Raw genomic sequence first — 19,677 nt, forward strand, 5'->3', positions numbered from 1 at the left:
AGCGTGGATCTCTTTGAAAGCGACGGTGAAAAGCTCATCCCCGGAGAAACCAGCGAAGCCACCGTGGACCACCTCCTCAAGCTCCACTTCCCCAAGTCCAACGCCGCCGTCAAACGCCAGGCCCTCACTCTTCTCACCCGCGAAAACAGCGGCGCAGCCGGAGCCGTCGCCATGCACGCCCGCCTCGCAGACCTCATGCTCAAAGGCGGCAAAGTCACTGACCCCGCCGAAGCCTTCCGCCTCGCCAGCACCCAACTCATTCAACAGGAGGCCGCGTAACATGGACCCCTTAGCCCTCCCCGCCCCAAGCAAGACGATCAAGGTGAAGCGGAATAAACGCCGCCGCACTAAATGCCACCTCAACACCCACGAGTGCAGTATTTCACAAGCCCTCACACCTCACAGTCAGTTCACCATTCAAGCCTGTGAGGATGATAGTGAAGAGCATTATGAAAAGCCGATGCTGGATGTGGAAATCACCCACGTCGAAGCCTCGATGCGCGGCTACAAGCACCCCTCCCAAAACCTCTACATGGTCAGAACCGACCGCTACTGCACCCATCAGGAACTGGTGGAACTCGCCCAGGCTCTCGTCAAGGCTATGCCCTATCTACCGGAGGACGGCACACCCGTATGAAAGAGACCATCACATGGATCACAGACGGCACGCTCCCCGACAGCGAGATCACCGTACTTGCCCAATCCCTGGACAACAGCGTCGGTGAAGCCTTCCACGATGGCGACTGCTGGCTCTGGGCCAGCAGCACCCGCATCCCCCGCAACCAGGTCAAAGCCTGGGCAGATCTACCGGAGGGCGTGAAGTGATGAAAGACTCTGAATCCATCCTCGAAAAAATTCGCGCCCTGCTGCGTCTCGCTAAAAGCGACAACGCACACGAAGCCAATCTTGCCATGCAGCGCGCCCTGGAGATCGCCGCCAAATATCAGATCGACCTCTCCGCCATCAGTCCCGATGACGATCTAAACCAGATCAAGGGCCATGAAATGCCGCTGCCTTCACGCCTAGCCTACGAATGGAAGAAAGCCCTCAACGTGGTGCATGCTTACTTCAATGTGAATGTGACCGTGCTGATCGGCATGTCATCAAAGAAGGCCCAGATCATCGGCACGGCCTTCGACATTGAGATTGCCAGCTACGTTGCCACCTTTCTGGTGCGAGCCTGCCGCGATTGCCTTGCACTCTATAGGAAAGAGGAAACCGAGCGCCGTCGCAAGGTCACCACCGGCAAAGCGCAGAGCTTCATCAAAGGTTTTTTCTGGGGCATCCGGCATGCCCTCATAGAGCAGCAGCAAACTGTTGCTGCCGAGCATACCGGCTACCAGCTCATACTCGACAACGGGAGAGCCGCACGTGATGAAGCAGCCAAAGGCCTCAATCGCGGCAACGGCAAAAGCACGCAGTTAGCCATGTCTGAAGCCCGCCACAATCGCGCAGCCGCATTCCGTGGCTTCATTCACGGCAGCAAAACCCAAATCCGCCCGGGCCTGCGCGGCGGTTCAACTCTTGCCTTGGAATAACTGGCATGAACTCCGACACTCAATACATCATCGTCAACATGGCTCCGGACTGGGAAGTCGACATGCACGGCAGTGAGAGCGAAGCCCACACATTGAAGCCATGCCGCCGCCCGAAGTACGTCCACGATGACCTGGAATCTGCCGAGAAAGAAGCTCTGCGCCTGCACAAAGCACACGCAGGCCCTCAAGGCCGCTTCGTGATCTTCCGAGCTGTTCAGACCACTGCTTGGAGAAAGCCCTGGGAGATCGCTGCTTCAACGATTGCCGTCCTTGAGCCTATCGAGATCCCCGTGCAGCCCATCCCCGAACGCGCTCCCAAAAAGAAGCGGAGGAAGCAGCCATGAACCAGCCAAACTCATCTCACTTTCACGCAGGCAAAGCCGCCCGCCAGGCTGGCAGGCCGTGCCAGGTCTGGGATGGTCGCATGTCCGCCAAATCCAAAGCCGAATGGTACGAGGGCTGGAACTTTCAAGACGCCTATCAGCGCGGCCAGCCCGACCCCGAGCTGGTCACTCAAAACGACAACTTTTTCGCAGATCTCCGCGCCGAATTGAGAGGAGCCAGGGCATGAACTTCACTCAACGCGAAGAGAAAAAAGAGAGAAGGAACCGCCTCATGCTCGGACTCGCCATCTTGGAAGCCACCCGTCCACCAGGCCGTCGCCATACCCACGCGGAAATCGCCGCCTACTGCGGGTGCACCCGTAGCACCATTTCAATGATCGAATGGGATGCCCTCAAGAAGCTCCAAAGGCGTGCCCAAAGCTGGAAATTCAAACAGCTCAGAGAGGAAATGCTGCCATGAACCAAACCGAAGCCTGGGAGGAAGTCATCAAGGCCGCTGAACAACGGTACACCATCTCTGAAGATGAAGCCTTGCGCCATGGCAAGTCCCACGCCCTACCCAAGCTCGCCCAGGCCCTGCGCAAAGTTCGCCCCCGCGTTGAACGCATGCGCTCCCGTCTCGATTTTAGCCGCGCCAAGAAGGCCGGAAAACAAACCCGGCCCTCCTGGGCGACCCCGTAGCATCAAGCTGCCAAAGGCAGCGCAGAAGCCCTTGGCGAGCGTTTCACGCGCCGCCGAATGATCAACTCAGCAAAGGTGGCATCTGGGCGGTCGCGACGATTCACAGCCCCCGATGGCGTAACCACAGGCCGGATCTCATGCCCACGGAAAAGGCACCGGTTTTCAGGCGTGTCATTCACGGTCACCAGCCAGTCACCCTGCAGGCCAGCCACGGCCTCGGCAAAGCCCACCATCCGCTCATGATCCCAGGCCGCGTACGAGTCCACATCACCAACCGTGTAAGGTGGATCAAAGAACCAGAACGTCCCAGGGGAGTCATAGTTCTTGATCAGCCGCTCATACGGCAGATTTTCCACCGCGACCTTGTCCAGGCGCGCATTGAAAGCCCGCAGCTTCTCCAGCACTGCACTACGGCTGGGCTGCGCCTGTTTCGTTACAGCAAAGGAGCTGCCGCTGCCGCCGAAGCTCAGCCGGTTGCGCAGCAGGTAGCGTGCGGCCTGCTGCAGCCCGGTCAGGCCCGGCTGCTCAATCAGCGCCTCCAGATCCGCCCGGGAGTTGAGCGTGAACTCCACCTCAGCCACCAGGGCGTCGATGTGGAACTGGGCATGCCGGTAGAGGTTCACCAGCTCGCCATTGATATCGTTGATCACCTCGACCTTGGACGGCTCCTTGGCGAGGGTGAGAGCAGCTCCGCCCGCAAAGGCCTCCACGAAGATCGTGTGAGGGCGAAGCAGGGGCAGCAGGAGTTTCAGCAGCCGGGTTTTTCCGCCAGGCCAGCGGATGAGAGGTTTGGTCATCATGGACCATCCACCGACACGCCAAACTTGCCCCCGTTCAAAGCCCGTGCACACTCTTTGCAGCCCGCCTGCATGCCGTTGTCAGGAAGCCCCTCCAATTGCGTAAACCTGTGTCAAACAGCACCCAAAGCCGCCCAATCTGCTCAAACCCCCGTTTCAGCCGTCAATCCCCTGGAACCCTTGATTTTCCGGCCCTTCCCGCCTTTTTCCGCCCTTTTCCGGCTGCGCAGACCTGATGTCAAACCCGTATTTCAGGCTCGTCGGATTCATTCCAGAACTGGCGGTTCAGATCAATGCCGCTGCCGGAGTGCCGGGTGTGGGAGCGGCGGCCGGTGGGATTGCACACGGGATAGATGTGGAGCTCGTAGTCGTGGAGCTCCACCGGCTGCTCGGAGGCCCAGCGGATGAGGTCAAAGGCGGCAAGCGTGCCTGCTTCTTCATCGCCATGGATGCCGGCGAAGATGGCGAACTTGAAGCCATAGCCGGGGTTGATCGGCTTGGAGATGATCTTGGGGATGAAGGTGCTGCGCTCGATTTCGGGCGTGGGCTCACGCAGGACGAAATGACGGCGGCGGATGAGAGGGCGGGGGATGCTGTCCCCGGTGTAGATAAGAGATGAGGGCAGGGCTGACATGGCGTTTTAGGATCCAACTGGGTTGCGGGCTGCGTGGGCGAGGGCGGTGGAGTGGTGGCGTTCACCGGTGCAACAACCCATGGTGACGATCTTCCGAGCGATCGCGGCGTGCACGCCTGTGCTGAGGCGGTTGAGCTTGAGGAGCGGGGTGCGGCCCATGGTTTCAACGATGTTGGAGTGGCATGACATGGTTAGAATTCGTGAAGCGGAACTGAGGTCAGCTGGCAGCCTGGAACAATCTTCTGGCTTGAGTGGCCGGGGGATCCACTGCAAGGCGGGTCTTTTCCGTGCTCTCGACCTGCGTGACGCGGCCTTCATGGACGATGATCTGAACGGAGCCGAAGCGCAGCGCAGAGACCTTCTGTTTGACGATGTCGACCCAGGACTCGACTTCGGCTTCTGGGGTTTGCTGAGACATGGCGCGGGGATGGGTGGTTGGTGCGGGGTTATGACTGCGTGAGGGGGGCGGGATGAATGCGCGGAATGTATTATGCGTAAATATACATCGAGCAAGTAGGAATAAGTAAATTTTGCGGGCATCGGTGGCAAGGGCGGCGGTTTCGCTTTGAAGCGGTGTGCGCGGTTTGCGAAGACAACACCCTGGAAAGCTGTGGATGCAGCCGCGTGCCGCCCTGCTTGCGGCACATGCTTTCCATGAAAGGTGCGGGGAATGTGATGGGTTTGTCAGCCGCGCTATGGAGTGTTCACCCCATTGTGGGGGCGGTGGTGCGGGGGCATGCTGGGGGTCAATATGATAAAAAAGCGTGTGTGGGGTCTTGTTCTTGGCGGGTTGGTGATGATGGTGCTCGATGGCTGTGTCTCGCCGCAGGAGCGGCGGCTGAAGCAGGCGCGTGAGCATGCCTTCATCAGCTACTGGCCGGCACATGCGCAGGGCGAGGGGCTGCGGCTGGCGGTGAAGGACAACATCGACATGAAGGGGCGGGTAACTTCGGCGGGGTCTGAGTATGTGGCGAAGCACAGCGCCCCGGCGGTGCGTGATGCGCCGTGTCTGGCGCTGGCGCGGGAACGAAATGTGCAGATCGTGGGCAAAACGAACCTGACGGAGTTTGCGGTGACGGTGTCCGGGGAGAACCGATTTTTTGGCACGCCGAAGAGCCGGCTGGATGGCAAAGATGATGTGATCCCGGGTGGTTCTTCGAGCGGGTCGGCGGTGGCCGTGGCCACGCACATGGCGGACGTGGCGTTTGGTACAGACACGGGGGGATCGATCCGTGTGCCTGCGGCCTGCAACGGTGTGTATGGGCTGAAGACGACTTTTGGGCTGGTTTCCACGAAGGGTGTGTTTCCGATCTCGCCGAAGCATCTGGACACGGTGGGGCCGCTGGCACGAAACATCGGCGATCTGGCGCAGGGGATGGACCTGCTGCAGCGTGGCTTTGCGGGGAAGTACCGGGAGGCGGTGGCGGAGAAACCGAGGGCACGGCAGATCACGATCGGCAGGCTGTATTTGAACGGGACGGATTCGGCGATCGACAAGGCGATCGACGCAGAGCTCACGGCGCGGCATTTCAAGATCGTGAGGCTGAGCAAGGACTTCGAGAAGAAATGGCGTGCTGCGGAGAAGGACGGCAAGGTGGTGGCGCTGGGGGATGCGTGGTACAACGACCAGAAGTACGCGAACCAAAAAGGCGTGAGCCTGCTGACGAAGCTGGTGCTGGCGAAGGGCGAGCTGGACTACAAATTTGGCTATGCCGGGGCGGTGAAGCGCAAGGCGGCCTGGCAGCGTGAGCTGCGGACAGTTTTCAAGCGGGTGGATTTCATCGCGGTGCCGACGCTGCAGGGACTGCCGCCGAAAATGCCCTTCTGGGGATCTGATGTGGTGTTTGAGCTGCGGGTGTTTGACATGCAGAACACGGTGGCGGTGAACTATGCGGGCAATCCCGCGCTGGCCATTCCGATCCAGATGCCGCCCCAGGGCAAGACGACTCCCGTGACCAGCCTGCAACTTGTGGGTCCGCGCCTGAGCGAGGCCGCACTCCTGAATGCGGGCCGACTGATTGAACGAACCAACTAACTAACTAACTTTATGTGCCTATCCTCCCTCTGCCGAACCACTCTCTATACCGCAGCGCTGCTGCTCACCTGTACGACCAGCCGTGCGCAAAGCGCGACTGAGCTGATGCTGAGCGGTGATGTGTATGATGTCCAATTTAAGGCCAATGATGCGCTGAGGTATTACCTGCCGGCGGAGAAGCTGGAGCCTGGGAATGTGGCCCTGCTGGTGCGCATCGCGCGGCAGTACCGGCATCTGATGTCTGACGCGGGCACGGGGGCGGAGAAGCTCAAAATTGGCGCGGTGGCGCTGGACTATGGCAAGCGTGCGGCCAGGCTGGGGCCGAATGATTCGGACGCGCAGATCTCACCGGCGATCACTTACGGACGCATGCTGCCGTATCAGGGAAACAAGGAGCAGGTGGCGGCGACGCCGCTGATCAAAGCGGGGGCGGACCGGGCCATCGCCCTGAATCCGCGCAATGATGTGGCCTGGCATGTGCTGGGGAGGTGGCATCAGGTGCTGGCCAATGTGGGCACGCTGAAACATATGCTGGGCGGACTGATCTACGGCAAACTGCCGACGACGACGAATGAGGCGGCGGTGAAGTGCTTTGAGCGTGCGATTGCGATCAATCCGCGGCGCCCACGGCATTTCATTGAGCTGGGGCGGACGTTTGCGCACATGGGGAGGAATGCGGAGGCGCGGAAGTATATCACAAAGGGGCTGACGATGCCCGACATGGAGAAGGATGATGCAGAGGTGAAGGCGCTGGGGCGTGCGGAGCTGGCGAAGATTCCGTGAGCGGGGGGATTAGTTCGCAGTGAAGTGCGACTTGTGTATTGCGAGCAGGTGGTTCGCTGGCGATAACATGAGCTAACCCACAAGGTGGGTTTTGGTCTGGAAGGTAATCTTAGAGCCGGGCATTTGAGAAATGCGGCTTTAATAATTTCCTTTTAATGTCATTGACTAATTAACTGCTTGTCTATTCCTTAGACGCCTATGATGGACGTCACACTGAATGAAGCTGAGCGCGAAATATTGTATCGTCAGGCACCGGATACGGGAGGCGACGGAGGCTATCAAAGCCTTCTCGTTTCTCTTCAAAGGGCTTTGAACGATGCGACTGGCGAACTTACCATTACTGACGCCCAACTGGCGAGGATTCCCAAATACGCCTTCAACTACGGCAATGGAGGGTGGGAGGACCGCTTAACTGGCATATTCTCTCGCACGCTTGGTCCTCGTCTTGACGGGAATCTCGGAGATGTCTGAGTATTTCATATCGCCTTTCCAAGCTCGTGCGATGTGAATGGCTCCAAGTTGGAATCCCGACTGTGGGAATTCAGCTGGCATTTCCACCAAACAGATTTCTTTGATGGCGAAACCGTTGCTGTAGATGTCGCGGATGCGAGCCTTGGTCCAAACATGGTTGACGGTCATCAGGAATACAATGTTGTCAGCAAGCTTCATGCCGTGCTGTAGGAAGGGGCGGATTTGGCTCCATGGCGGGTTCGTCACGATCCAATCCACACGCTTCTGATACTCGAAGAAGTCCACACCTTCGGAAATCTCGCACCAATCTGCCCCCGGCATGTATCGGTGGAAGTTTCCAACGCCGCGACAAGGCTCAAGCACTCGGCCTGTAGGTTTGAAGTGATCCACGATCCTTTTGGCGAGGTGAGGAGGGGTCATCACCACATCATTGCTGTCGTAATCTCTGTTGGGCTGGTATTTCATGGCCTACGTAAGTACAGCCGGGTTTTTAAAAGTACAGAGATATTTTTGAGAAAATGAAAATCCATTTTATCAGACGGATCAAGCATATAAAATAGTGCCAGCTTATAATATAGAATTGCCTAATCTATGGATTCGAAAGCGTTTGAAAGAACTTTGGAGCTTGGCGTATTTGCGGAGTGCTGCGTGCTCGGAGGCCCGCGAGCTGCACATTGCGGCTACAGCTTGCCGGGCGCGGAGCTCGGGAGATCGGCGAGGGTGCCGTCGATGAAGGTGTGGTGCCAGAGCTGGGTGGCGACGACGGCGGCGAGGCCCATTTCGACGGAGAGGCGCGGGAGGGAGCCGGCGCGGAGTTCGCGGAAGGCTTTCCGCCAGTGGCGGACCTGGGCGATGTCGAAGTAGCCGGTGCGGCGCAGGGATTCTTCGCTGAGAAGTTCGCTGACAAACTTGGGCTCGGGGTCAATGTGGAAGCTGTCGAGGGGGGCGCGGAAGATGACTTTTTGCCGGCGGGCGATCTCTTTCGGGAGCCAGCGTTCGGCGACGAGTCGGAGGAGATGCTTGTCGCGGAAGCCTTTGAGCTTCCACTGCGGGGCGAGCTTGGAGGTGAAGTCGAACACGTCTTCGTCGAGGAAGGGGTAGCGGACTTCGACGGAGGAGTGCATGGCCACGCGATCTCCTTTGGCCTGAAGCAGATGACCGGCGAGGGTGACGCGTGCGCCGACCCAGAGGCTGCGATTGAGCGGGGTCCAGTGCTTGGCGCGCTCGAGATTCATGCCGAGGCTGTCCCAAGGGCGTGCGGTGGCGAGGACTTCGCGCATGGGTTCACCGTAGAAGCGGAGTTTGGAGAGCGCGAGCACGCCATAGCTGTCGATCCAGGCATTGGGGCCGCCGACGGCGTCCTCCCAGATCTTGCGGCTGGTGGCGGGATAGTGAGGGACTTTGTTGAGGCGGAGGAATGCGCGGCGTGCCATGTCGCTGAGGCGCAGGCCGGGGATGGCATCAAGAGCGCCGAAGATCTTGGCGATCTTGTACCAGGGATAGCCTGCGAGCCATTCGTCCGCGCCTTCGCCGGTGAGGACGACTTTTTGACCATTGGTGTGGACGCGGCGTGCGAGCATGAGCAGCGCAGCGCAGGAGGTGTCGATGACGGGTGCTTCGGCGGCGTGGATGAGCTGGGGATACATGTCCAGGGCATCGCTGGCGCGAAAGTCCTGAACGATGGGGGGCTTGGTGCCGATGTGCTTGGCGGTACGCTGGGCGGCGCTGAGTTCATCGAGCTTCGGATCATCGACACGGATGGTGTAGGTGTTGATGGATTCGCCTTTGAGCTTGCAGGCCATGGCGACGATCATGCTGGAGTCGAGCCCGCCGGATAGGTAGGCGCCGACGGGGACATCGGCGCGGAGGCGTTTGTCCACGGCTTGAAGGAGAAGGCTTTCCAACTCATCGACGAGCTTGGTGGGATCAGTCGTGGGGTCTTCATCGCCCTGATTGGGGAAATCCATTTCCCAATAAGTGTGCTCCTTGATGGGCTCTGCCTCACCGGGGGTGATCTGCAGGTAGTGGCCGGCACGGAGGAGATGGATGCCGGCGAAGCACGTCGTCGGTCCGGGCATGGCGCCGAAGGTGAAGATGTGATCGATGCCCTTCAAATCCGCCTGCGGGGTGAACATACCAGAAGCCAGCAGGCCTTTGATCTCGGAGGCAAAGAGCAGCCAGTCGCCCTGGCGTGTCCAATAGAGTGGCGAGATGCCGAAGCGATCGCGCCCGAGGGTGAGCTGATGGCGCGGGACATCGTACAAGGCGACGGCGAACTGGCCGCGCATGCGCTCGAACATGGCCTCGTGGCTTTCCTCCCAGAGATGCGGGATGATCTCGGTGTCGCAGTGGGTGTGCAGGACATGGCCGCGTGAAACGAGCTCGGCGCGCTTCTCGGGGAAGTCGAAGAACTCGCCGTTGTAAACGGTGTAGGCGCTCTGGTCTTCATTGCACATGGGCTGCTGGCCATCGGCGAGGCCGACGATGCTGAGACGACGTGAGGCGAGTGAGACGCCGGGTCGCTTGAAAAAGCCTTCTTCATCGGGGCCCCGGTGAGTCAGGGCGCGAGCCATGCGTTCAACCACACCTTCAGACACCGTACGCCTTCCGGCCAGATCCATGATACCAGCAATGCCACACATATGCTGAATGTTATCGCTGCGTATGGGGGTGTGAAGCAATCGTTAACTGGTCAGGTAGGGATAGACCCCATAAGGGGGCGGGGCCTGCCGGGATCATTTCCACCGCGCCTGCATCCGAGCTTCAAAGCGCTTCAGCAGTTCGGCATCGGCGCGGAAGGTTGTTTGCCGCAGATCTTCAAGCAATTCGATGCCATTGCAGAGCCGGCGTTCATCTGCGAGGTCAATCAAGTTAAGCGTGCCAACAGCCAGCAGGCCGCGTGTTTCCGCCGCCATCCTGCCGCGGCGTTCGTCCATCAGGACCACTTTCAGCCTTTGCTCCAGAGCGAGACTGATGGCCTCCGTTTCACCTTTGCCGAGCTGCACAGTCTCATCCAGATGACGGACCTGCATGACCCGCAGCCAAGCCGGAGGCACCTGGAGCCAGCGCTCCACGGCTTCAGGAGCTTTGGGATGACGAAGTTCCGCGAGCACAGCCGAGGGGATCAAGACTTCTTCAAAGAGCGAGCCAAGAATGTCGGTGCGTCCGATCAGGATGAGATAGTTGAGCGGGGTGGTGTCCGCCACGACCACGCCGGTCGAGTTCATGCCTGCAAGAATGAACGCAACTTTGCAGAACTCTCTTCAAGCTCCTCCCAGGAGGGCTGCTGCTCTGCGCCCTGCCGCTTGAAAAAGGTCTCCGCCTCATGAAAGCCCAGCCCCAGCATTTCTGCAGCCTGACCGCGCGAAAGCCTGCCTTCGCGATAGCTCTCGGTGATCAGCATTTCACGCGCGCGCCCGGCGGCGTCAGCCGTGTCGAGGCCGAGCAGACGCTTCCATGCATCGGGTAGTTCGAGGACAATGGTCATGCCGGAAATTACCTTTTTTGGAACTGACCGCAAGGGGGCACTTGTTCGAGCGTTTAGCGGCCAGGGTAGGGTTTTACCCCATGGTGGGGGTGGGGTGGGAGGGACTAAGGGAAGGCACTGCCGCTGGAAGTCAGCGGAGTAGACGGACTCATGCAGCGGGGCCGTAAACTTTTTCCATTTTATCACACACATGCCCACACTCAATCAATCCGCTTCGTCACTGCCGCCCCCGCTTCCAATCTTAAACAAGGAGAGTGTGGCCATCATCGGGATCGGCTGCCGGTTCCCTGGTGGGGTGAATGACGTGGAGTCGTTCTGGAAGCTGCTTGAGGAAGGGCGTGATGCGGTATGCGATGTGCCGGCGGACCGCTGGAATGTGGAGCGTTTTTATGACGCGGAGCCGGGCATCGTGGGCAAGACCGTGGCCAAGCGCGGCGGCTTCATCGACGGCATCGACCAGTTTGACCCGCAGTTCTTCGGCATCTCGCCGCGTGAGGCGCCTTACATTGATCCGCAGCAGAGGCTGCTGCTGGAAACGGCGTATGAGGCGATTGAAGATGCGGGGCTGGTGCTGGATCTGGACAAGGGCACGGACATCGGCGTGTTCGTGGGCATTTCGCACAATGACTACCAGGGCCTGCAGCACACGGCGACGGATCGTGCGGGCATCAGCGCGCATACACCGACGGGCAGCGCGCACAGCATCGCGGCGAACCGCATTTCGTATTGTTTGAATCTGACGGGGCCGAGCATTGCGATGGACACGGCGTGCTCCTCCGCGCTGACGGCGGTCCATGTGGCCTGCGAGCACATTCTGGATGGACGCTGCAAAACGGCGATGGCGGGCGGTGTGACGGTGATGATCACGCCGGATGGATTCATCGGCTTTTCCCAGGCGGGGATGCTTTCGCCTGAGGGCAAATGCAAGGCCTTCGATGCCTCGGCGAACGGCTTCGTGCGCGGTGAAGGCGCGGGCATGGTGCTGCTGAAAAAACTCTCTGACGCCATCGCGGATGGTGATCCGATCCATGCGGTGATCATTGGGTCTGCGGTGAATTCGGACGGGCATACGAATGGCATCTCGCTGCCGAGTCCTGAAGCGCAGGCGAACCTGGTGCATGATGCGTGCATCCTTGCGGGAGTTGCGCCCGAACAAATCGGCTATGTGGAAGCGCATGGCACGGGCACTGCAGTGGGGGACCCGATTGAAGCGCATGCGCTGGCCGAGGCCTTGTGTGCGGAGCGTGCGGAGGATTCGCCGCTCATCATTGGATCGGTAAAGACGAATCTGGGGCATCTGGAGACGGCATCGGGTGTGGCAGGGATCGTGAAGGCGGCGCTGGTGCTCAAGCACGGTCGTATTCCAGCGAGCCTGCATTTTGAATCGCCGAATCCGCACATTGATTTCAGCGCGCTGAAGCTGCGCGTGCCGGTGGCGAGTGAAGTGTTTCCTGATTTGGGGGCAATGCGTCTCGCGGGTGTGAACTCCTTTGGCTTTGGCGGGTCCAATGCGCATGTGATTTTGTCCGAGGCACCGAAGCAGGCACCGCGTGCGCATGTGACTCCCAGCAACAATCGCGCGTGGCCGCTGACACTTTCCGCACGGTCTGAGAAGGCGCTGCAGTCCGCTGCGTGGCAGTTGAGCACCTGGGTGGATGATCACTCGAAGCTCAATGGCAGTTCGCCGCTGCTGCAAGACCTCACCTACATGCTGGGTGCGCGTCGCAATCATCACTCCTACCGTCTGGCGCTGACCGCGCGGACGCTGGGCGAAGTGGTGCAGGAGCTCAGCGCGTTTGCATCGGGGCAGCCCGGTCCGCGCATGCGCAGCTCCTTTACGCCCCGGCCCGAGCATGCGGCACGCGTGGTGTTTGTGATGAGCGGCCAGGGACCGCAGTGGCAGGGCATGGGCTGTGAGCTCATGAAGCATGAGCCGGTGTTTCAAAAGATGATCGAAGCCTGTGACAAGGCAATGAAGCCATGGGCGAAGTTTTCCCTGATGGATGAACTCAACCGTCCGGAAGCTGAGACGAAGATGCAGCAAACGGCGATCTCGCAGCCGGCGATTTTTGCCATGCAGATGGGACTGGCGGCGCTGTGGCAGTCCTGGGGAATCAAGCCTGCGGCGGTGGTCGGGCACAGTGTGGGCGAAGTGGCCGCAGCGTGCATCGCGGGCATCCTCACGCTGGAACAAGCGGCGAAAATCATTGTGCTGCGCGGGCGATTCATGGATGAATGCGCCGCTGCTGGCGGAACGATGCTGGCGGTGGGCATGAGCCCGGAAGAAGCGCTGGCGGTGATCGCCAAGCATGATCGTGCGGTGAGCATCGCGGCTTTCAACGGGCCGCGTTCGCTGACGTTGTCGGGATTGAAAACATCGCTGGAGGCCATCGCTGCCGAACTGGAACTGAAGGGCGTGTTTGCGCGCTTTTTGCAGGTGAGCCATCCTTTCCATCATGCGATGATGCAATCCGCTGCGGATGCCTTGAAGGCAGCGCTGATAGATTTGAAGCCGCAGGCTGAAAAGCTGCCGTTTTTCAGCACGGTGACGGGCAAGCGTCTGAGTGGTGCTTCTTGTGATGCAGGCCATTGGTCACGCGGTGTGAGGCAGCCGGTGGAGTTTGCGAATGCGATTGCTGCGGTGGCGGATTTCGGTGCGGATGTGTGGCTGGAGATCGGTGCGCATCCCGCACTGGTGCGATCCATGCAGGAATGTCTGGGCGACAATGGGGGCAAAGCCACGGTGCTGGCCTCCGCACGCCGTGAACGCGAGCATGAATCTCTGCTGGAGACCGCGCTGGATCTGCATCTGGCGGGAGTGGTACTGGACTTCAAGGCGCTCACGCCATCGAGGCGACATCTGACGCTGCCGACTTATGCGTGGGACAAGAGCCGGTGGTGGAATGAATCTGCCGAGATGCGTGAAGGACGGCTGGCTCCCGGAGGCAAGGGACTGCTGGACATCCGACTGGCGCGATCCACGCCGACGTGGATCACGCGGCTGGACAACCGGCACATGGCTTTCCTGAAGGATCATCGCGTGGAGAACCTCATCATCTTTCCTGCCGCAGGTTTTGTGGAAATGGCGCTGGAGGCCGGGGTGGAGTTGTTTGAGGGCAAGGCCTTCGTCATTGAAGACTTCGAGATCCGCAAGCCTCTCATTTTGCCTGATCCACCATCCGGGCTGCTGATGGAGCTGACGTATGATCTGACGGAGCGCACGTTCTCCATTCAGAGCAAGTTTGAAAGTGGGGCATCGTGGTCCACCCACGTGGTCGGTGCGATGCGCGGTGAACGCACGGAGTCATCTTTTTCGCTTACGACTTGGGAGACGTCCAAGCTGCCTGCGGTGGGGCTGGACACTTTCTATGATCACATGAGTGACATGGGACTGCGCTACGGTGAGGAGTTTCGCCCGATTCGTGAGCTGTCTGCGAGTGCTGGAAAGTCGGCTGGACGCGTGGCGCTGAGTGCTGCAATAGCTCCGCGTGCGGCGGAGTATCCGTTGCATCCGGTGCTATTTGATGGCGCGCTGCAAATTTTCTCCGCAGGTGCGGCAACGGTGGAAGGACGCACGGCGGGACTGCGGCTGCCGGTGCGTTTTGCGCGCATCTTGTTTCTGCGCACGCCGGGGGCTTCCAGCCGGGTGTGTGCGGGCGTGAAGGATGCGAATGATGAATTCGTGGAAGGCGGTATTGATCTGTATGACGAGGCGGGCAGGCCGTGTGTGCGCATTGATGGATTCCGTGCGATCAGCGTGGAAGGATCAAAGCGCACTGGCAAAAACGGCAAGGGCCGTGACGTGACGTATCACATCGCCTGGGAGGAGCGCACGCTTGGGAACAAACCCGCGGCTGCCGCTCCGGTGGCACTGAGCCAACTGCATGCAGCGGCGCAGTGCGCGCTGGATGAAGTGCTGGACATGCGCGGACGCAACAATCTGGATGCTGCAAGCGCGGCAGGTGATGAACTGACCGCCGCGCAAGTGGCGAGCGGTCTGCGTGCCATGGGCGCGGAAGGGGAATTCACGGCGAAATCACTCGGCGTGAGCGACTCGATGCAGCGCTCGTTTGTGCAGCTGATGAACAATCTGGTGAAGCAACAATTGCTGATCGTCAAAGGTGCGGGGTATCAGACGACACCGTCCTTCAAGAAGGCGGCGGATTCGGCGGTGACGCTGCTGAGTTCATGCATCGGCCTGTATCCGGGGCATCTGCCGGAGGCGCTGCTGTGCGGGGCCACCTGTGCGGAGCTGGGCCCCATCATGCGTGGTGAGAAGGAGGCGGTGCAGGTCTTGTTTGCCAGCGGTGGCGCGGATCTGCTGGATCAGTTTTACGGCGACGGACTTGTGACGAGTCCGTGGCTGGCGGCGATGGCCAGTGCGGTGAGCGAAGCGGCGCGACAGCTTCCGGAAGGACGCGGGCTGCGCATCTTGGAAATCGGCGCAGGCACGGGCGGACTGGCATCTCAGGTGCTGCCCTGCCTGGAGCGCGGCGTGCATACCTATGTGTTCAGCGATGTCTCACCGGCCTTTTTTCCTGCGGCGAAGCAGAAGCTGAACAGCTTCGCTGAAGTGGAGTATCAGGTCTTTGATCTGGAGAAGCCCGGCACAGAGCAGGAGTTCAAGGCGGGCTCGTTTGACATCATCCTCGGCACGAATGTGATCCATGCGGTGAGCGATGTGCGCAGCGCGCTGCGCAATCTCAATGAGCTGCTGGTGCCTGGTGGCAGCCTGATGTTTGTGGATGTGGCAACGCCGCATCTGTGGCTGAACGCGGTCTTTGGACTGACGAGCGGCTGGTGGCGTTTCACGGACCGTGATCTGCGGCCGAATCATCCGCTGCTGGAGCGTGAGCAATGGCAGAAGGTGCTGGGTGAGACGGGATTCAGCGAAACGGTTTCGCTCTCCGGTTTGATCCGCTCCCAGGGCGGCGAAAGCTTGATCGGTCTGATGGCACGCAAGCCGTGGAGCGAACCGGTGGTGACGACGATAGCGATGGAAGTGCCGGTGGAGAAATCGTGGCTGGTGATGGCGGATGCAGGCGGGCTGGGAGATGAGCTGGCAGTGCAACTGCGTGAGAGCGGAGTGAACTGCCGCGTGGCTCACCGAGGCAATGCTTTTGAGCCGGAAGGCACGGATGCCTTTGCCCTGCGTGCGGAGTCGCTGGAAGACTGGCAGATGCTGCTGAAAGCCTGTGCGGACGAAGTGCCGGAGCGGTTTGTCTATCTGTGGAGTCTGGATGAGAAGGAACCCGTGGCTGGCAAGGATGCCGCGATGATGGGAACGGATGGATTGTTTCACCTGACGCAGGCGCTGGAGCTGCTGAATCCGGCGGCGAAGCTGCGGATCGATGTGGTGACGCGTGGTGCCCAAGCTGTGGGCCGGAACAACCAGGTGGCGCTGGCGCAGGGGCCGGCCATCGGCCTGATGCGGGTGATTGCCAATGAGCACAGCAACTACACATGCCGTGGCATTGATCTGCCGCCAGAGGCAGGCACCGCAGACTGCGGGATGGTGTGGGCTGAACTGCTGCAGGAGGATACGGAGCGCGAGATCGCCTACCGTGGTGAAGCGCGCTATGTGCGACGCATCAACCGTGGGCTGCAACCGCGTGAGCAGGTGCTGGATGCGAGCGTGCCGCTGCGGCTGGAGTCGCGGGAGCGCGGTCTGCTGGATGCGCTGAAACTGGTGCCCTTTGAGCTGCCGCCGTGTGGTGCGGGCGAAGTGGTGATCGAAGTGAAGGCGGCGGGGATGAACTTCCGCGATGTGCTGAAGGCGCTGGCGCTGTATCCTGCCGAAACGGCGGATGCGCGTGTCTTTGGCGATGAAGTGGCCGGGATCGTGAAGGCGGTGGGCAGCAGTGTGACGCATGTGAAGACGGGCGACCGTGTGTTTGGCCTGGCGGTGTTCGGACTGGCGACTTACTCCATGGCGCGTGCGGCTGATGTGCGTGTGATTCCTGCAGGGCTGTCGTTTGAAGAAGCGGCGACGCTGCCGGTGGTCTTCATGACATCCTGGTATGCGCTGAAGACGGCGGCGAATTTGAAGAAGGGTGAACGCATCCTGATTCATGCAGGTGCGGGCGGCGTGGGCATGGCGGCGATTCAGATCGCGCATCATCTGGGGGCGGAAGTGATCGCGAGTGCCGGGAGTCCGGCGAAGCGCGCGCTGCTGTCTGTCCTGGGGGTGAAGCATGTGATCGACTCACGGCGTGGCGACTTTGCCGAGGCGGTGATGGAACTGACGAATGGCAAAGGCGTGCATGTGGTGCTGAACGCACTGGCTGCTGAGGCCATCCCGATGGGGCTTTCTTGTCTGGCGCAATCGGGCCGGTTCATTGAGATCGGCAAACGGGACATTTATCAAAACAGCCGCATCCCGCTGTGGCATCTGCGGAAGAACGCTTCATTCCACGTGGTGGCGATGGATGCGATCTTCAGCGATGACGAAGAGCAAACGCGCGAGCTGCTGGGAACGATTGCCGAACTGGTGGAGAAAAAGGCGCTGCATGCGCTGCCGTTCCGGTCCTTCCCGGCGTGCCGCATTGATGTGGCCTTCCGCCTGATGGCGCAGGGCAGGCACACGGGCAAAGTGATCGTGTCATTCCCTGAGCCGTTTGTGGTGAGACGTGGTGAGCCGCTGACGCCGGGCTTTGCGGTGAAGGCGGATGGCTGCTACCTGATCACGGGTGGGTTTGGTGGATTTGGCAAGGTGCTGGCCGAGTGGCTGGCCGACTGCGGTGCGAAGCATCTGGTGCTGAGCAGCCGCAGCGGACCGAGCACGCCTGTGGCGGAAGACTTCCTCAAGAAGCTGCGCGCACGCGGTGTGGATGTGAAGGTGGTGCTGGCAGATGCCGGCGCACCGGAGGACATTCAGCGACTGCTGGCGGACATCGCCACGACGAAGATTCCGCTGAAGGGCGTGTTTCATCTGGCGATGGTGATTGACGATGCGCCGATGGCGGCGCTGACACGCGAACGGATGCGCACGGTGCTGGCTCCGAAGGCGCACGGTGCGTGGATGCTGCATGAAGGCACGCTGGGCATGAGCCTGGACTGCTTTGTGATGTTCTCGTCTGTCTCGAGCATCTTTGGAAATTCGGCGCAGGCGAACTATGCCTCTGCGAATGCGTTCCTGGATTCACTGGCGCATCATCGCGCGGCCATGGGGCTGCCGGCGCTGGTGATCAACTGGGGGGCACTGGGCGGGGAAGGGTATGTGGCGCGCAATGAACGTGTGGCTGAATATTTGGCGCGTCAGGGCACGACGCCGCTGTCGCCGCGTGAGGTGGTCTTTTTGACGGAGTCTTATCTTAATGCTGGAGCCACGCAGGCGATGGCGATGCGGGTGGACTGGTCGAAGTGGCGGCAGTCATTCCGTGGCAGCCAGGAGAGTCCTTTGCTGGAGCGCATCTATGCAGCGGGTGTGGACGCTCCGGAAGCGAGCGGAGCGAAGAGCGACTGGCGGCGCAAGATTGAATCTGCCGCGCCTGCGGAGCGTGCCGACGTGATCGGCCAGGCGGTGCGAGATGTGGTGGGCTCTGTGCTGCGGGTGAAACCTGAGGGGCTGCGCTTTGACCAGCCGCTGACGGATCTGGGGCTGGATTCACTGATGGCGGTGGAGATCGAGAACTCGATCGAAAGCTCCATCGGAGTGGCGCTGCCACCGGCGAGCCTGATGCGTGCACGCACGATCGGGCAGATCGCGACTTTGATTTCTGAACACATGGGAGCGGCGGCTGCACCCCAAGCACCGGCAGAGCCTGCGGAACCCGTGGCAACGGAGGACGTGGATCTGGAGGCGCTGACGGATGAAGAAATCGACCGGCTGCTGGATGATGCTGATCTCCCGGATGACAAACCTCAGGCGCTGAAAGCTCAAGCCTGATGTCTGAAGACAATCGAACACGCCTGAAGCAATGGCTGGCGAGCGGAGAAATCCGCCTGCAGCCGCTGAGCTTTCCGCAGCGCGAGCTGTGGGAGGCGGCGCCTGTGCCGGCCGGGGATGTGTCCAACAACATCTGCGCGCTGATTCAGGTGCGCGGACTGCTGACACCGCAAGGGAGCGAGGCGGCGCTGCAAAAAGTGGTGGACCGGCAGGAGGTGCTGCGGCTTTCGATCCTGCCTGGCAAAGAGAATCCGATGCAGATGATTCGCCGGACGGCTGCGCCTGCGCTGCGCTTTCATGAGCTTTCACCCGAGCAGCAAGATCCGGAAGCGATTGAGGAACTGGCGCGGGAGATTGCGAGCCGGCCGTTTGATCTGGTGCAGGGTCCGCTGTATCGCGCGGAGGTGTTTCGGCGCTCTGCGGATGAGCATGTGCTGGTGCTGGTGATTCATCATGCGATTGCGGATGGCTGGACGCTGGGGGTGTTTGTGCAGGATTTGTTTGCCTCCTACATGCAGGGGGTGCGGGGAAATCACGCGGCACTGCCGCCGGTGCCGCAGACGTATGCGCAGTGGGGTGCTGCTGAGCGTGCCTTCTGGCAGCCTGCGGTGCTGGCCCCACGGCTGGAATTTTGGAGAACGCATCTGGCTGGAGCGCCACGACTGTGGAACACCGCCGTGAGCGGTGAGATGAAGCGCTGCGTGACGCAGGTGACGGTTGAGCTTGGCCGTGCGGTACGTGAACTGGCGCGCCGGAATAGCGCGACGCTTTTCAGCACGCTGCTGACGGCGTTTCAGATCGCGCTGTCGAAATGGACGGGGCAGGATGACATTGTCGTAGGCACGCCGGTGGCGAACCGCAGCACGCAGGCGGCGCGCGAGACGATGGGCTACTGCTCAGGCATTGTGCCGTTGCGCGGGCAGATTGATCGCACGCGGTCGTTTGCCGAGAGTTTGCATGCAGTGCATGAGACGACGGTGGAGTCGTTTGCGAATGCGATCCCCTTTGCGGAACTGGTG

Annotated in this window: 20 protein-coding genes; 12 read left to right on the forward strand and 8 right to left on the reverse strand. The window is 60.5% G+C overall.

Annotated features, from left to right (window positions below; translation table 11 throughout):
- From WAW39_RS22300 to WAW39_RS22335, 8 genes are all read left to right on the forward strand, one after another.
- Window positions 1-279: hypothetical protein (locus WAW39_RS22300; RefSeq protein ID WP_422321367.1), on the forward strand; the 279-nt coding region annotated here is incomplete at its 5' end.
- Between the two features lies 1 nt (window position 280).
- Complete coding sequence (locus tag WAW39_RS22305) at window positions 281-637, forward strand: hypothetical protein (protein ID WP_422321368.1); 357 nt, start codon at window positions 281-283, stop codon at window positions 635-637.
- The gene (locus tag WAW39_RS22310) at window positions 634-825 is read left to right on the forward strand and encodes a hypothetical protein (protein ID WP_422321369.1); all 192 of its coding nucleotides are present in this window, start codon (window positions 634-636) and stop codon (window positions 823-825) included. Before WAW39_RS22305 ends, WAW39_RS22310 begins: the two co-directional genes overlap by 4 nt.
- Window positions 825-1,538 carry a DUF2786 domain-containing protein gene (locus WAW39_RS22315; RefSeq protein WP_422321370.1) on the forward strand — a complete coding sequence of 238 codons (714 nt, stop codon included), beginning with the start codon at window positions 825-827 and terminating at the stop codon, window positions 1,536-1,538. Before WAW39_RS22310 ends, WAW39_RS22315 begins: the two co-directional genes overlap by 1 nt.
- A gap of 5 nt (window positions 1,539-1,543) precedes the next feature.
- Window positions 1,544-1,882, forward strand: a complete 339-nt coding sequence (locus tag WAW39_RS22320; RefSeq protein WP_422321371.1) for a hypothetical protein — start codon at window positions 1,544-1,546, stop codon at window positions 1,880-1,882.
- Window positions 1,879-2,109: a hypothetical protein gene (locus tag WAW39_RS22325; protein ID WP_422321372.1), complete on the forward strand. Its 231-nt coding sequence runs from the start codon at window positions 1,879-1,881 to the stop codon at window positions 2,107-2,109. The genes WAW39_RS22320 and WAW39_RS22325 overlap by 4 nt, the downstream gene beginning before the upstream one ends.
- A 44-nt stretch (window positions 2,110-2,153) precedes the next feature.
- Complete coding sequence (locus tag WAW39_RS22330) at window positions 2,154-2,342, forward strand: sigma factor-like helix-turn-helix DNA-binding protein (RefSeq protein ID WP_422321386.1); 189 nt, start codon at window positions 2,154-2,156, stop codon at window positions 2,340-2,342.
- Window positions 2,339-2,563, forward strand: coding sequence for a hypothetical protein (locus WAW39_RS22335; RefSeq protein ID WP_422321373.1), 225 nt, complete (start codon window positions 2,339-2,341; stop codon window positions 2,561-2,563). The genes WAW39_RS22330 and WAW39_RS22335 overlap by 4 nt, the downstream gene beginning before the upstream one ends.
- A gap of 2 nt (window positions 2,564-2,565) precedes the next feature.
- On the opposite strand, the gene WAW39_RS22340 is transcribed toward WAW39_RS22335, so the two are convergent.
- The 4 genes from WAW39_RS22340 to WAW39_RS22355 form a co-directional block, all read right to left on the reverse strand.
- Window positions 2,566-3,363: a DNA adenine methylase gene (locus WAW39_RS22340; RefSeq protein ID WP_422321374.1), complete on the reverse strand. Its 798-nt coding sequence runs from the start codon at window positions 3,361-3,363 to the stop codon at window positions 2,566-2,568.
- 235 nt (window positions 3,364-3,598) lie between these two features.
- The gene (locus WAW39_RS22345; protein WP_422321375.1) at window positions 3,599-3,994 is read right to left on the reverse strand and encodes a hypothetical protein; all 396 of its coding nucleotides are present in this window, start codon (window positions 3,992-3,994) and stop codon (window positions 3,599-3,601) included.
- Between the two features lie 6 nt (window positions 3,995-4,000).
- Window positions 4,001-4,183 (reverse strand): hypothetical protein, encoded by a 183-nt coding sequence (locus tag WAW39_RS22350; protein WP_422321376.1) that lies wholly within the window; start codon window positions 4,181-4,183, stop codon window positions 4,001-4,003.
- A 28-nt stretch (window positions 4,184-4,211) separates the two neighbouring features.
- Entirely contained in the window at window positions 4,212-4,412 is a 201-nt protein-coding gene (locus WAW39_RS22355) for a YezD family protein (RefSeq protein WP_422321377.1), read from the reverse strand.
- Window positions 4,413-4,745: 333 nt separating this feature from the next.
- On the opposite strand from WAW39_RS22355, the gene WAW39_RS22360 reads away from it, so the two are divergent.
- The gene (locus WAW39_RS22360; RefSeq protein WP_422321378.1) at window positions 4,746-6,029 is read left to right on the forward strand and encodes an amidase; all 1,284 of its coding nucleotides are present in this window, start codon (window positions 4,746-4,748) and stop codon (window positions 6,027-6,029) included.
- 12 nt (window positions 6,030-6,041) lie between these two features.
- A complete protein-coding gene (locus WAW39_RS22365; RefSeq protein ID WP_422321379.1) occupies window positions 6,042-6,812 on the forward strand; it encodes a hypothetical protein in 771 nt (256 codons plus the stop codon).
- Window positions 6,813-7,220: 408 nt separating this feature from the next.
- Here the strand turns inward: WAW39_RS22365 and WAW39_RS22370 are convergent, their stop codons facing one another.
- The 4 genes from WAW39_RS22370 to WAW39_RS22385 form a co-directional block, all read right to left on the reverse strand.
- Window positions 7,221-7,748, reverse strand: a complete 528-nt coding sequence (locus WAW39_RS22370) for a hypothetical protein (protein ID WP_422321380.1) — start codon at window positions 7,746-7,748, stop codon at window positions 7,221-7,223.
- Between the two features lie 215 nt (window positions 7,749-7,963).
- The gene (gene asnB / locus WAW39_RS22375; protein WP_422321381.1) at window positions 7,964-9,925 is read right to left on the reverse strand and encodes an asparagine synthase (glutamine-hydrolyzing); all 1,962 of its coding nucleotides are present in this window, start codon (window positions 9,923-9,925) and stop codon (window positions 7,964-7,966) included.
- A 93-nt stretch (window positions 9,926-10,018) separates the two neighbouring features.
- A complete protein-coding gene (locus WAW39_RS22380) occupies window positions 10,019-10,510 on the reverse strand; it encodes a DUF3368 domain-containing protein (protein WP_422321382.1) in 492 nt (163 codons plus the stop codon).
- Window positions 10,507-10,770: a UPF0175 family protein gene (locus tag WAW39_RS22385; protein ID WP_422321383.1), complete on the reverse strand. Its 264-nt coding sequence runs from the start codon at window positions 10,768-10,770 to the stop codon at window positions 10,507-10,509. The genes WAW39_RS22380 and WAW39_RS22385 overlap by 4 nt, the downstream gene beginning before the upstream one ends.
- A gap of 190 nt (window positions 10,771-10,960) precedes the next feature.
- Here WAW39_RS22385 and WAW39_RS22390 point away from each other — a divergent pair, with 190 nt between their 5' ends.
- Both WAW39_RS22390 and WAW39_RS22395 read left to right on the forward strand, forming a co-directional pair.
- The gene (locus tag WAW39_RS22390; protein WP_422321384.1) at window positions 10,961-18,658 is read left to right on the forward strand and encodes an SDR family NAD(P)-dependent oxidoreductase; all 7,698 of its coding nucleotides are present in this window, start codon (window positions 10,961-10,963) and stop codon (window positions 18,656-18,658) included.
- Window positions 18,658-19,677, forward strand: a 1,020-nt coding sequence (locus tag WAW39_RS22395) for a condensation domain-containing protein (protein ID WP_422321385.1), incomplete at its 3' end; no start/stop codon positions are given. The genes WAW39_RS22390 and WAW39_RS22395, both read left to right, overlap by 1 nt.

The sequence above is a fragment of the Prosthecobacter sp. genome, from assembly GCF_049294395.1.
In the GTDB taxonomy this organism is placed as follows: domain Bacteria; phylum Verrucomicrobiota; class Verrucomicrobiia; order Verrucomicrobiales; family Verrucomicrobiaceae; genus Prosthecobacter.

Excerpts from the sequence above, each read along its gene's own strand:
- WAW39_RS22305 (WP_422321368.1), top strand. The coding sequence starts at position 281 with ATGGACCCCTTAGCCCTCCCCGCCCCAAGCAAGACGATCAAGGTGAAG.
- WAW39_RS22310 (WP_422321369.1), top strand. The coding sequence starts at position 634 with ATGAAAGAGACCATCACATGGATCACAGACGGCACGCTCCCCGACAGC.
- WAW39_RS22315 (WP_422321370.1), top strand. The coding sequence starts at position 825 with ATGAAAGACTCTGAATCCATCCTCGAAAAAATTCGCGCCCTGCTGCGT.
- WAW39_RS22320 (WP_422321371.1), top strand. The coding sequence starts at position 1,544 with ATGAACTCCGACACTCAATACATCATCGTCAACATGGCTCCGGACTGG.
- WAW39_RS22325 (WP_422321372.1), top strand. The coding sequence starts at position 1,879 with ATGAACCAGCCAAACTCATCTCACTTTCACGCAGGCAAAGCCGCCCGC.
- WAW39_RS22330 (WP_422321386.1), top strand. The coding sequence starts at position 2,154 with ATGCTCGGACTCGCCATCTTGGAAGCCACCCGTCCACCAGGCCGTCGC.
- WAW39_RS22335 (WP_422321373.1), top strand. The coding sequence starts at position 2,339 with ATGAACCAAACCGAAGCCTGGGAGGAAGTCATCAAGGCCGCTGAACAA.
- WAW39_RS22340 (WP_422321374.1), bottom strand. The coding sequence starts at position 3,363 with ATGATGACCAAACCTCTCATCCGCTGGCCTGGCGGAAAAACCCGGCTG.
- WAW39_RS22345 (WP_422321375.1), bottom strand. The coding sequence starts at position 3,994 with ATGTCAGCCCTGCCCTCATCTCTTATCTACACCGGGGACAGCATCCCC.
- WAW39_RS22350 (WP_422321376.1), bottom strand. The coding sequence starts at position 4,183 with ATGTCATGCCACTCCAACATCGTTGAAACCATGGGCCGCACCCCGCTC.
- WAW39_RS22355 (WP_422321377.1), bottom strand. The coding sequence starts at position 4,412 with ATGTCTCAGCAAACCCCAGAAGCCGAAGTCGAGTCCTGGGTCGACATC.
- WAW39_RS22360 (WP_422321378.1), top strand. The coding sequence starts at position 4,746 with ATGATAAAAAAGCGTGTGTGGGGTCTTGTTCTTGGCGGGTTGGTGATG.
- WAW39_RS22365 (WP_422321379.1), top strand. The coding sequence starts at position 6,042 with ATGTGCCTATCCTCCCTCTGCCGAACCACTCTCTATACCGCAGCGCTG.
- WAW39_RS22370 (WP_422321380.1), bottom strand. The coding sequence starts at position 7,748 with ATGAAATACCAGCCCAACAGAGATTACGACAGCAATGATGTGGTGATG.
- asnB (WP_422321381.1), bottom strand. The coding sequence starts at position 9,925 with ATGTGTGGCATTGCTGGTATCATGGATCTGGCCGGAAGGCGTACGGTG.
- WAW39_RS22380 (WP_422321382.1), bottom strand. The coding sequence starts at position 10,510 with ATGAACTCGACCGGCGTGGTCGTGGCGGACACCACCCCGCTCAACTAT.
- WAW39_RS22385 (WP_422321383.1), bottom strand. The coding sequence starts at position 10,770 with ATGACCATTGTCCTCGAACTACCCGATGCATGGAAGCGTCTGCTCGGC.
- WAW39_RS22390 (WP_422321384.1), top strand. The coding sequence starts at position 10,961 with ATGCCCACACTCAATCAATCCGCTTCGTCACTGCCGCCCCCGCTTCCA.